The sequence below is a fragment of the Parafilimonas terrae genome (assembly GCF_900115755.1).
Taxonomy (GTDB): Bacteria; Bacteroidota; Bacteroidia; order Chitinophagales; family Chitinophagaceae; genus Parafilimonas; species Parafilimonas terrae.
The window spans coordinates 433,272-445,876 of sequence record NZ_FOXQ01000001.1 but is presented as its reverse complement, the minus strand read 5'-3'; the positions used below and the strand labels follow the sequence as shown (position 1 = coordinate 445,876).

Annotated in this window: 8 protein-coding genes; all 8 read left to right on the top strand. The window is 38.3% G+C overall.

The window, feature by feature from the left end:
• Positions 1-4: 4 nt before the first annotated feature.
• The 8 genes from BM015_RS01880 to BM015_RS01840 all read left to right on the top strand — a co-directional run bounded on the left by BM015_RS01880 (position 5) and on the right by BM015_RS01840 (position 12,454).
• A complete protein-coding gene (locus BM015_RS01880) occupies positions 5-1,366 on the top strand; it encodes a hypothetical protein (protein WP_090653934.1) in 1,362 nt (453 codons plus the stop codon).
• 17 nt (positions 1,367-1,383) lie between these two features.
• Positions 1,384-5,460: a DUF6531 domain-containing protein gene (locus tag BM015_RS01875; RefSeq protein WP_090653932.1), complete on the top strand. Its 4,077-nt coding sequence runs from the start codon at positions 1,384-1,386 to the stop codon at positions 5,458-5,460.
• 11 nt (positions 5,461-5,471) lie between these two features.
• Complete coding sequence (locus tag BM015_RS01870; protein ID WP_090653930.1) at positions 5,472-5,780, top strand: hypothetical protein; 309 nt, start codon at positions 5,472-5,474, stop codon at positions 5,778-5,780.
• Positions 5,781-7,161: 1,381 nt separating this feature from the next.
• Positions 7,162-7,626 carry a low molecular weight protein-tyrosine-phosphatase gene (locus BM015_RS01860; RefSeq protein WP_245751167.1) on the top strand — a complete coding sequence of 155 codons (465 nt, stop codon included), beginning with the start codon at positions 7,162-7,164 and terminating at the stop codon, positions 7,624-7,626.
• A gap of 63 nt (positions 7,627-7,689) precedes the next feature.
• Positions 7,690-8,004, top strand: coding sequence for a hypothetical protein (locus tag BM015_RS21335; protein WP_143075725.1), 315 nt, complete (start codon positions 7,690-7,692; stop codon positions 8,002-8,004).
• A gap of 373 nt (positions 8,005-8,377) precedes the next feature.
• Entirely contained in the window at positions 8,378-9,190 is an 813-nt protein-coding gene (locus BM015_RS01850) for a hypothetical protein (protein ID WP_090653924.1), read from the top strand.
• 86 nt (positions 9,191-9,276) lie between these two features.
• Positions 9,277-11,568, top strand: coding sequence for a GH92 family glycosyl hydrolase (locus tag BM015_RS01845; RefSeq protein ID WP_090653922.1), 2,292 nt, complete (start codon positions 9,277-9,279; stop codon positions 11,566-11,568).
• A 124-nt stretch (positions 11,569-11,692) separates the two neighbouring features.
• Positions 11,693-12,454 carry a Bax inhibitor-1/YccA family protein gene (locus tag BM015_RS01840; protein WP_090653920.1) on the top strand — a complete coding sequence of 254 codons (762 nt, stop codon included), beginning with the start codon at positions 11,693-11,695 and terminating at the stop codon, positions 12,452-12,454.
• The last annotated feature ends 151 nt before the right edge of the window (positions 12,455-12,605 follow it).

The following is a 12,605-nucleotide window of genomic DNA, read 5'->3' as shown; positions in this document are numbered from 1 at the left end:
GCGTATGGCCTCTGAACATAATCCAATAGCCGGGCTCATTCATCAGATACAGCAAAAATGGATAGATGAAGTTTCTCCTTATCCGCAAATAAAAATAGCACGCTGGCTTATTCAGCCTGACCAGGCAAGATTATTCGAAGGTTTTTTAAAACTTGAATCAACAGAACATGGTGCTTTGCCTGAAGTTTTGGTAACCATGTTAACGCCCTTTAAAAATGAAAGAATATATGCTGCGGATTTAATAAAAGATTGGATTGAGGCTTATACAAGAGATGAGAAAACACAGCAGAAATTAGTATCGGTTAATAAAACAATTGACTGGAATGCTGAAAGCTTTTTGCCGGAGAATGCTGAACATAATAGCATAGACCAAACTGATCAGCTTATAAAAATGCTTACGGCCTTTCATGCAAAAATGATTGGCAATAATATGCGGCTTATAGTGGCATTATTTCCTTACAGCATTCATGATATGGAAGGCTTGAAACGCTGGCTGGTTTCTCTTTTAAAAAAAGATATTCCTGAAAACATAACCTTTATGCTTTTCGACCATGTTGGCGAATATTATTTCGACAGCGTTTTTGCAAGATTCCCCGATAGCACAAAATCATTGCACATCAGTCTCGACCTTGACGGCGCCATCAACAAAATCACTAAAATGGGCGACCCCAATTCGCCCGAAATACAGTTCAGGGAATGCATGCTGGAAATGGGCAAAGCCGTTCAGCATAAGAATATAACACAAGTGAATAAATGGGGTGAAAAAGGTTTAACTGTAACGCAACGAAGTGGTATGAGAAGCATGTTTGCCACGGCGCATATTATTTATGCGGGCATGCTTTTTAATTTTAAAGTGCATGATAAAATTGATGCATTATTATCTTCAGGTTTGACAATTGCAAAACAAGGTTTACAAACAGAAGCAGCAACATGCAGGCCGCTCATCATACAGTTTTACGGATATACCGGCGCCAGTAAGCAGGTTCAGAAAAAAATGAAGGATGCTATAACCGCTTATGAAAAACAAGGTGACCTTGCAATGGAATATCAACTGGCGGCAATGGCATTAACGCCTTACTGGCAGGCATACAATCTCAGTAAAAAAAATGAACCACTTCGTTATAAAGAGCTTTTAAAGAAGGCTTATTCCATTAAAGATTTTATGCAGAAAGAAGAGCTGGAGAACAGCAGTTTTGCTGTAATAGCTTATGATTATATGAAATGGCTGGAAGATAACCAGCAATGGGAAGAGGCAAAACAAACGGATAATGAGTTTAAAGAAATTTATGGCGATGATTGGAAAGAGCAGGTTAAAAAACCTGGCGCATCATCCATAAAAATGCGGGAATCTTTTGTTGTACAGTAGATGTTAAGTTAAAAATTATGCTGCCTGCGAATAAACATTTATTACCGGTTATAGGAATTGACGTGCACATGATAGTGATACTGGGTGCACCGGTTCCTGTACCGCATCCTTTTATTGGCCTGGTATTCGACCCGATGGACTGGATACCGAAGATAGGCGCAACGGTAAACGTAAATTCTATTCCGAGGGGAAATTCGGGCACCAGCGGTATGCTTGGCACCAAAGCGCATATACCCATTGGCGGGCCTTTTGCTATGGCGCCCATGATTGGTCATGATGCAAAGAATTTCTTTGGCAGCCCGCGTGTAAAAGCAGAAGGTTCTTATTTCAGCGCAGGTGGTTTTATGCTGATGACGTGTAACGATATTGGTATTCCGCTTTCGCTTTCAGCAGGAAAAAAATTCAAACCCGTTCCATCTTTGTATGCGCCAACTTCTGCCACCATTCCTATACCCGGCGGCAAACCTGTAATTGTTGGGGGGCCTTATGTTCCCGATTTAATGGGCATGATAATGGCGCTTGTAATGTCGTATGGTTTTAGCGCGTTAATGAAAGTGGGCGGTGCATTGATAAAGAAAGCGCTGACGAAGCTTAACCAACTGCTTAAAAAGAAACTTGGTTCAACCAACAGCCTTTCAAAATTCCTTTGCAAACATGGGTTTGAACCTGTAAATCTTATTAACGGCAGTGTTTTATATGAGGGCTGCGATTTTGAACTGCCCGGCCCCATTCCAATTAAATGGGAGAGAAGCTGGTATTCAGATTCTGATTATACAGGCTTGCTCGGCCATGGCACACATTTAAGCTATGATCTTTCATTACACGTATTTGAGGAAGATAAAGGAATAGGCGTTTATTTACCTGATGGAAGGGTTACTGCTTTTCCTTTAATAGTAGCAGAAGAAGAAACATTTTATAACAGGTTTGAGAAATTAACACTCACCTGTAAAAACAGGAATAATTATGAATTGTTCGATCATAAAACTCAATTGAGATACTTGTTCAAAAGAATGCAGGCTAACGTTTTTAAACAGGTAAGTATTCGCAGCGCTACAGGCCTTTCGATAAAATTTCATTACAATGCTAATTATATACTTAATAAGATTACAGATACAGCAGGCCGTGAAATTTTACTTGAGTTAGACAACTTCAATCGCATTACAAAAGTTACAGCACAACATAAAGGTTTTAAAAGAACCATGGTTGAATATGGTTACAACGAAGCTGGCGACCTTATTGCCATAACCGATGCAAAAGAACAAACTACTTCTATTGTTTACCAAAACCATTTAATGATTGAAAAAACTGACCGGAACGGTCAAACCTTCTACTGGAAATATGATGGTTTAAAAACAGGTGCAAGATGTGTGCATACCTGGGGCGATGGCGGCATACTGGAAGGGCGTATTGAATATCATAAAGGCTTTAATGTAGTAACGAATTCTTTGGGTGAACAAAAGACTTATTACTACGATGAGAATGATTTATGTGTGCAGGAGACAGATGCATTGGGCAATTCAGTGTTTCATCAATATACAGAGTTCATGGAACCTTACCGTGATATTGATGAAGAAGGCAATATAACCGGTTATGTGTATGACGACCGTGGTAATATGATTGCTGTACAAAAGCCCGATGGCACTGCTATTAATTATTTATATGATAATAATGGCAAGCTGAAAATGATAACGGATGCTGAAGGTAAATCCACCGTATATGTAAATAAAGATGGCTTATTAAAAGCTGTTGTTGCGCCTGATAGCGCCGTTACGGCGTATGAATATGATGCTGAAGGCCTGATAAAAACAATTACAAATAATAAAGGCCAGCAAACGCAGTTGCAATATGATGATGATCACAATCTCGTTAAAATGATTTTGCCGGATAGCGTTGAAGCAAGCTGGGAATATGATGCCTGGGGAAGATGCGTTAGGGCAATAAACCCTGAAAGGCAATCTGAAGATTTTGTGTATGATGTTTTGGACCGTGTGGTAAGAATTAAAAAATATGATGGCAATAAAGTTCAGTTGCAATACAATGCTTATGAAGAAGTGTTGTATGCTGAAGATGCACACCACCGCGTAAAGTTTGAATATACGCCGTTGGGCAGTTTGCAGTCAAGGGAAGAAAATGGAACAAGGATACAATTCAATTATAATACTGAGGAACGCTTGGTTTCATTGCTGAATGAACAAAATGAAGTCTATCGTTTTAAATATGATGAAAGAGGCAAAATTGTGCGGGAGATTGGTTTTGATGGAATAGCCCGCGATTATGTTCGCGACAGGGCAGGTAAAGTTATCCGCGTAAACAGGCCCGGTAACAGGTTCACAGAATATGAATATGATGTTGCAGGCCGCCTTACCCGTGCCGAATACAGCGATGGCAGTTGGGAAATATATGGTTATAATAAAAACGGCCAGTTGATTGAAGCTGCAAATGAAAGCAGCAATGTTATAATTGAACGCGATGCGCTGGGCAGGGTTATAAAAGACAGCCAGGATGAATACTTTGTAGAAAGCATATATGACAAGCTGGGTAAGCGTATTGAAGTTAAAAGTTCTCTTGGCGCATCGATAAAACTGGAAAGAAATAAAGCCGGTTTTGTAAGCAGCATGATTGCAGGCAATGCAGCCGGTGAAAACTGGGAAGCGCAATTCAAATACAACGCACTTGGCTTTGAAACAGAGCGATTGCTGCCGGGCAATATTATTTCTTCATTTGAATACGACCATGCAGGTCGCCCGCTTGATCAGAAAGTAAGAAATAGCTCAAAGTTATTGCGGCATCGCAGCTATTCATGGAATGTGAACGACCGGCTGCAAAGCATGGTGAATAATCTTACACGAGGCACTGTGCAATATGGTCATGATGATTTCGGCAATCTTGCATGGGCCAGGTATGAAGATAATTTTTACGATTACCGCATGCCTGATAAAGTGGGCAATCTTTATAAAACAAAAGAACAGAAAGATAGAAAATATGGAAACAGCGGCAGGTTGCTTGAAAGTGATGGTGTAAAGTATAACTATGATGAAGAAGGCAACCTTATTTCAAAAACTTCACAGGATGGCGTTAAATGGTTATATAAATGGAATGGTAATGGCATGCTGAAACAGGTTATAAAACCTGATGGAAAAGAAGTTCATTTTGAATATGATGCTTTGGGCAGAAGGACTGTAAAAATTTGCAATGGCAATATTACCCGCTGGGTTTGGGATGGCAACACGCCTTTGCATGAATGGAAGTATGCTGTAAAAGAAAGGCCGCAAACAATCATTGATGAATATGGAGAAGTAAGTAAGAACAAAACGGAGCCCATTGATAATTTAATAACCTGGATATTTGATGAAGGAACATTCAAGCCTGCAGCCAAAATAGAAAATGGAAAACAGCAAAGCATTATTACAGATTATCTTGGCACGCCGGTAGAAATGTATGATGCAAACGGTAAGCAAACCTGGAGTGTTGAATATGATATTTATGGAAAGCTAAGGAAGCAGTATATTGGAGGTTTAACGGATTGCCCGTTCAGGTACCAGGGGCAATATGAAGATGAAGAAACGGGATTGTATTATAACAGGTTTAGGTATTATAGTGCGGAGGAAGGGTTGTATATTTCTAAAGACCCGATAAGAATTAATGGCGGCCTTGGATTATATAGCTATGTTGTAGATACTCTTGTTTGGTTTGATGTGATTGGGTTAATTCCCGTTTATAGAAATTTGCGGCCTGACGAAGATATAAGCGAAGGCTTATCGGCAAAAAATCCAGGGAGGGACATGTCGCCAGGCGGTCATATCATGAATGGGAGTAAAGAAAACTTTGGGGGTTCGCAATATATGTCAACGACTACAGATCCTACTGTTGCAGAAAAGTGGAGACAGGAAGGACAAACTACAGTTATGTTTGACACTGATGATGTTATTGAAGACGCTATGGGAAATAGAAGTATTGTGGATGTTTCTACTGCTGAAAAAGCAGAGCAGGCAGGATTAAAAGGAAGACCATATTCCAGAGCAGTTAATTCGCAGGAAGTTTTAGTTGAAGGTCATGTTCCTTCAACTAAAATTACAGTTATAAAATGTAGTTAAACGTAAAGGTCATGAATGAGCAGGATGCATTATTTATAGTTTATGAGAATATATTAGGGATGAATTCTTTGTCCAATAAACTTAGCGATAGATTAGGGTTGGATGAAGAACAATTTCAAGAAACGGTTCGTGCATTAGAGTTATTAATTGATCATTACAAAAATGAATTAGCTGTTCCTAAAAAATTAGCTCTTTGTATGGTTGATATTTATGGGGCATTTGATTTTGACCGAAGTTATTACACTGATAAATCTGATAGGGAAAAAATAGAAGATGCTGGGATCAAGCTTCAACAACTAGCTATGGAATTGTTTAGCTAAAAATGTTTTATTTATAACATTCCAATGTATGCGAAACATACTAATAAATTATTGCCCTGATGAACACCAAACAAATCAAAACCACTGCCATCTGTTTATTATGCATTTTGATTGTTTGGGCATGCTTTAACCAAAACGCCCGCCTCACTATAAAATATTTCTTCAGAGAATTAATAAAATCTATTACCTGATTTTTATAGGCAACTTTCTTATTCAAAAAAATAACAGGGCAAAGCAAACCATGCACAATTACTTGCCTTTTGCAAGTAAAAAAGGAGTATTCTGAAAAAATTACTTCTTAAAATTTGGTAGTATGAAACTAATAATGCGATCTTTGCAGTTGAAAAATTATCATGCAACGACAATCATTACATATTGATTTTACAAATAAGTGTAGCTCAACAATGAGCTATACCATTTGCGGGGCATGCAATTCATATAATTTGTAAAGAACGAATTAAAACATAAAAATGCCCCGCAAAAAATGCGGGGCTTTTTTTATGTTTTTTGCAGATTTGAATGGATAGTAATAATGTATAAAAAATTATAAAATATTAAAATACAAGTACTGAAACCTAAGCAACATACACGATTTACAATGTTTGATTACATGCTGTTATCAATGCAACGCTATTGGTGTATATCGCTTAACAGTAGTATTAAAAATTCAGAAAAAACATCTAAGGGCATTTATAGGCGACCGGATTATATCCAGCATAAATAACAGGTGTTTATGGAAAGGAAAACCGGTCGCAAAAACGACCGGTTTTTTTATGCTTCGCTACGGCAAAATGTATAACAAAAAAGGAGGGATTAATAATGAACAACAATTTTTTAATTAAAACGCTTGTAAAGTATTTCGGTGAAACCAAAACTATTAAGATGCTGAACCTGGTACACAGGAGGAGTATTAATAAGAGGGCAAGAAAATATAAAGCGCTGCTGAAAGGAATTTAAATAACTCCTTACAGCATAAATGAATGGTTCGCTTCAGGCAATGACACATCAGCGTTGAACGGGGTAATAATTTATTCCCAGCAACAAATGCTGTCTTTAACTTTTATAGTAAAGCGTCACAGCAGGAAAAAGAAAGGAGAAATTACGGGCGAATAAGCACGCTGCTTTCTTGTTAGTGCGTGATTATTAGATAAAAAATCGCCTTAAAATAATTTTATAAGCTTATATAATTGTTGCCATAAGATGCAGGATAAATACCTGCGTATTTATGGCAATAACTTTAATTCCCGCCTAAGCCTAAAAATCATTTTTCATCAGTTCGTCGGGAGAATAAATCATTCAACGATAAATCTGGCCCATTCAACGATTAAGATTAAGCAGGCCTCTGTGCCGGACTATTTTCGCATTACAAATTCAATAACACATGAAAATTCTGATGGTTTGTAAGGGAAATATCTGCAGGTCGCCACTTGCTGAAGGCATATTAAAAACCAAAGCCCAGGCTGAAAACTTAAACTGGTTTGTTGACAGTGCGGCTATCGCGGCTTATCATATTGGCAAAGCGCCGCATGAGCTTTCACAAAAAGTTGCTTTGATGAATAGTGTTGATATATCAGATCAGAAGGCCAGGCTTTTTACTGAAGAAGACCTTGAGAACTTTGATATTATTTATGCAATGTCTGCCGATATAAAAGATATTATTGAAACAAGATATCCTGAAAATATCAATCTCGGTAAAGTAAAACTCATAATGAATGAAATGAACGCTGGCAGCAATGAAAATGTTCCTGATCCTTTTCATTACGGCGAGAAAGAATTTCACGAAGTATTTCACATGCTTGATAAATGCAGTAATGTTATTATAGAGAAATATAACAAGGTTGCATAGCTGAAAGCGAGTAAAGCCAACTGCTCCCAAAACCAAATCTAATAACACGATAAACCAATTTCAATGGCAAAAAAACCACCCTACGGCATTGTGTTGCTTATATTAAACTTTAGCGGCATTCTCCTGTTTGCATTGATTTCTTTAAACCTAACCGGCAGCAGCGCACAGGATGTTAGCCAGGCAGCATCTGCAGCAAAATTGCTTATGTATGGTTTTAGCATAAGCCTGGTTTTCTCTTTTTTATCATACATAACTGCTATCCTGTTAAAGCCGGCTTTATCAATCAAAATAAATTTTCTGAATAAAATTTTTCTTGCAGAATTTTTTGGCTTCTTAACCATTTTTTTATCTGCCTGTTATTACTTAGTCCGTTTTTAAATCCGTACCGTTTCCATGTTATTTAGTCCGTTTTATCCGTATCCTCAAAACCACATGTAAAAGTCCGTTCTTAATCCGTATCTCCATGAAAACAAGCATTATTTATCCCGTTTTTATCCGTACAATATGAATTAAATCAATTCTTACCCTAAACATTAATTTCCGGTTATTTGAACAGGCACAGGCATTCCAAAAGGAATGCTTTGTGCTTTAATGCAATAAGAGTTAATTGCAATTCGCTAAAACATGCCTGTGCACAATAATTAAGTAAAACATATATAGTTTTATAACCACGAATTGTTTAAAAGGATAATTTTACCGCTTTGAAAAAGTTCATATTACAAGTGGCTTTGGCCTTAAAAATCCAATATTAATGACTTCGATAAACGAGCCGGAAATTGTTCTGAAACAGAAAACAAAGTTGTTTCGTTTTGCAGCTTTTGCCTTGTTTGTTATATTAATGAACGCTGGAATTAATTTTTTCAGGGGCCATATCATCTCTTTCTTACTGGGCTTATTATTTGCCCTCACATTGTGCATTGTATTATTTTTTATACGCCAGGGACAAACAAAACATATCATCAGCATCCTTATTATTTCTTCTGATATATTTATGGGCCTGCTCGTTTTTGCGGAAGGCCTTGATATGGGCGGCTTTCTTTATTATTTCGCCCTGCTTTTTGCCATCCCTTTTGTATTAAGCAACAGCAAGAGCATGCAAACAGAAACTATCATCTATCTCACTTTTACAGTTCTATCGTTTTGCATTTGCATTTTGTTTTGCAAGCGCACCAGCACCTGGCAGCATTTATCACTCAGGACTTTCCCTTCCCGTTTTACTTTTAACAGCATAACCGCTGCTATTCTATGCAGTGTTTTTGCTTATATAGGTATATATTTTGAAAGAAAAACCAAAGAAGAACTGGTAGAAGCCAAAAGCAGGGCTGAAAAGCAGGAACAGCAAGTATCTGAACAAAATGCCCGGCTTAAAGACATAGCTTATTTGAATGCGCATATAGTAAGGGCGCCCCTGGCAAACATACTGGCTTTAACCAGTTTGATTGATGAAACCAAAGTGCCCGATGAAGAAACCAAAGAACTGATACATTATTTGCAGGAATCTGCTGAGATACTCGATAATAACATTAAGGAAATTATTTCTAAAGCCACTTATATCAATTCTTAAGCTTTTGTTCTAACCAATTGTTTTAATGCGTTCTTTCAAAAATTATCAGCAGCTTTGCGGCACTTCAATTATTAAAAGCAACGCTGATGTTTAAACGTTATTCATTTCTCTTTTTCGCTATTCCTTTTTTTGCTTCAGCCCAAAACAATCATGAAAATTATGTGCAGTATGTAAAACCGATAATCGGCACACAGCGCATGGGGCATACTTTTCCCGGTGCAACTGTTCCGTTCGGCATGGTGCAGTTAAGCCCGGATACAGATACCATTCCGTATGAAATGAATGGAAAATATAATCCCGACGTGTATAAATATTGCGCCGGTTACCAATACGATGATAAAACTATTGTAGGCTTTAGCCACACGCATTTTAACGGTACCGGCCATTCTGATTTGGGTGATTTTTTGGTAATGCCAACAGTGGGCGCGTTGCAGCTAAATCCCGGCACGGCAAGCGATCCGGCATCAGGGTTTCGCTCGCCGTTTTCTCATGATAATGAAGTAGCCGAAGCAGATTATTATAAAGTAAAATTAGACCGGTATAATATTCTTGCAGAACTTACATCAACCACAAGGGTCGGCTTTCATCAATATACTTTTCCTAAAAGCGACAACGCTCATATCATCCTCGATTTAATGAGCGGTATTTATAATTATGAAGGCAAAAATGTATGGACTTATTTACGCATTGAAAACGATACATTGGTTACAGGCTTTCGCCAAACCAATGGCTGGGGCAGAACAAGGTATTTATATTTTGCCATGAGTTTTTCAAAGCCATTTATTGCTTACGGCAATAAAAATTTTTCCAAACAGCAGGTGTACCGCGGGTTTTGGAGAAGATGGGACCAGTCAAAAAACTTCCCTGAAATAGCAGGCCAGCAAATACGCGCCTATTTCGATTTTAAAACAGAAGAAGGTGAAAAAATAAAGATAAAATTTGCTTTATCGCCGGTAAGCACCAATAATGCATTAATGAATTTAAGGGCTGAAGCGCCAGGCTGGGATTTTGATGCCGTTAAAAATGCAGGACAACAACAATGGCAAAACGAATTAAGCAAAATTGCCATTCAGTCAAAAAGCAATGAGGAGAAAATAAATTTTTACACGGCTATGTATCACGCCTTCATCAATCCAACAACTTATATGGATGTGGATGGCTCTTACCGCGGGCTTGATCAAAACATTCATAAAGCAGATGGCTTTACCAACTACACTACTTTTTCTTTGTGGGACACTTACCGCGCCTTGCACCCGTTTCTCAATTTAATTCAACCCAAACGCAATGCAGATATGATCAATTCCATGCTGGCGCATTACAACCAAAGCGCCGAACACATGCTGCCGGTATGGAGCAATTCTGCCAATGAAAACTGGTGCATGACCGGCTATCACAGTGTGCCTGTAATTGCAGAAGCTATTGTTGAAGGAAACACACAAGGCTTTGATGCGAATAAAGCATTAGATGCCTGTATTGCCACCAGCAGCAACCGCAATTATGATGGTTTAAATTATTATCTTGATAAAGGCTATATTCCTATTGATAAAAACGGAACTGCTGTTTCAACAACGCTTGAATATGCTTTTGACGACTGGAGTTTGGCGCAGGCTGCAAAGAAGCTTGGCAGGATGAATGTTTACAACGAATACATGAAGCGTTCTGAAAATTTTAAAAATGTATTCGATTCTTCTGTTCATTTTATGCGGCCAAGATTAAGTGATGGAAGTTTCAGAAAAGAATTTGATGTGCTTACTACAAACGGCCAGGGTTTTATTGAAGGCAATGCATGGAATTACAGTTTATATGTGCCGCATCAGCCGGAACAATTAATAGCAATGATGGGCGGCAAAAAACGTTTTGTTGAGCACCTTGATTCTTTATTCACCATGCATTTGCCCGATGAATTTTTTGCAGAGACGGAAGATATAACCCGCGATGGCATTATCGGCAATTATGTGCATGGCAACGAGCCTTCTCATCACGTAGCTTATTTATATAATTATGCGGGCATGCCTTGGAAAACACAGGAACGTGTGCGCATGATTTTACAAAAGCAATATCACACCGGCCCTGATGGTTTGGGTGGCAATGATGATTGCGGCCAGATGAGTGCATGGTATATTTTTACTACACTTGGCTTCTATCCTATGGCACCGGGCAGCGGGCAGTATTCACTTGGCAGCCCTGCCATTGATGGTGCTGTATTGCAACTGGAAAATGGTAAAACATTCGAAGTGCAGGCCATCAATCAAAGCGATAAAAACGTTTACGTAAAAAAAGTATTATTAAATGATAAACCGCTTGACCGTTTATACATCACATACAATGAAATTATGAATGGCGGAAAGCTCGTGTTTTATATGAGTGATAAGAAATAGCTGAGCTATCAGGCTTCAGCTGTGAGCTATTGAACCGGTTGTCAAAAACCATCATTACATATACAAATTAACTATTCTTCAAATAAATTTTCAGCTATCTTCACGCATCTAAAAATGAATAATTATGGCACTTTTTCAATCAGATAATCCAACCTTATCTCAAAAAATTTTCAGCCGTTCGCTGGATCAAAGCGATACCGGCGTTATGACTGTCCGCGGCTCTATTGGAAAATTCGGGTTTCTTTTATTTATGGTGCTGGCCGCAGCTTCTTATACGTGGTATTTGTATTATAACAACCAGTCGCAAACCATGACCACTTTAATGTGGGTTGGTATAATTGGCGGTTTAATTTCTGTATTGGCTATTTGTTTTAAGCCAACACTGGCGCCTTATCTTTCACCGGCTTACGGAATATTGGAAGGCCTCTTTCTTGGCGCCATATCGGCTGTATTGAATGATGCTTTCAGCGAAAAATATCCCGGCCTTGTTATGCAGGCTGTGGGCTTAACTTTTGGCGTGGCACTCGCCATGTTCCTGCTGTATAATTTCAGGGTGATAAAAGCAACCGAAAAATTCAAATCAACCATATTTGCCGCCACTGCAGGCATTGCAATATTTTATGTTATTACATTGCTGTTAAGAGTATTTGGCGTGAATATTCCATTCATGTACGACAGCTCTTTATTAGGCATTGGCATTTCATTGTTTATTGTTGCTATTGCTGCTTTAAACCTTATCATAGATTTTGATATGATAGAAAAAGGCGCTGAGATGGGCGCTCCCAAATATATGGAATGGTACGGCGCTTTTGGTTTGCTCGTAACCATGGTTTGGTTGTACATTGAAATTTTAAAATTATTAAGCCGCTTCGCCGGCAGGAAATAAATAGTAGAAGTCTCACCAAAAACCGCGTTGAAAAACTCAGCGCGGTTTTTTATTGCGCATATTGAATGCATTAATGTGCACTAATCTTAAAGCTTTTACGCTAATCAATATTTGAGTCAATATTAACTGGCCGGTATAATTTATTTACTTA

What these genes read in the sequence shown, in the direction of transcription:
- BM015_RS01845 (WP_090653922.1), top strand. Translation starts at nt 9,277, where the DNA reads ATGTTTAAACGTTATTCATTTCTCTTTTTCGCTATTCCTTTTTTTGCT.
- BM015_RS01880 (WP_090653934.1), top strand. Translation starts at nt 5, where the DNA reads ATGGCCTCTGAACATAATCCAATAGCCGGGCTCATTCATCAGATACAG.
- BM015_RS01870 (WP_090653930.1), top strand. Translation starts at nt 5,472, where the DNA reads ATGAATGAGCAGGATGCATTATTTATAGTTTATGAGAATATATTAGGG.
- BM015_RS21335 (WP_143075725.1), top strand. Translation starts at nt 7,690, where the DNA reads ATGGCAAAAAAACCACCCTACGGCATTGTGTTGCTTATATTAAACTTT.
- BM015_RS01875 (WP_090653932.1), top strand. Translation starts at nt 1,384, where the DNA reads ATGCTGCCTGCGAATAAACATTTATTACCGGTTATAGGAATTGACGTG.
- BM015_RS01850 (WP_090653924.1), top strand. Translation starts at nt 8,378, where the DNA reads ATGACTTCGATAAACGAGCCGGAAATTGTTCTGAAACAGAAAACAAAG.
- BM015_RS01840 (WP_090653920.1), top strand. Translation starts at nt 11,693, where the DNA reads ATGGCACTTTTTCAATCAGATAATCCAACCTTATCTCAAAAAATTTTC.
- BM015_RS01860 (WP_245751167.1), top strand. Translation starts at nt 7,162, where the DNA reads ATGAAAATTCTGATGGTTTGTAAGGGAAATATCTGCAGGTCGCCACTT.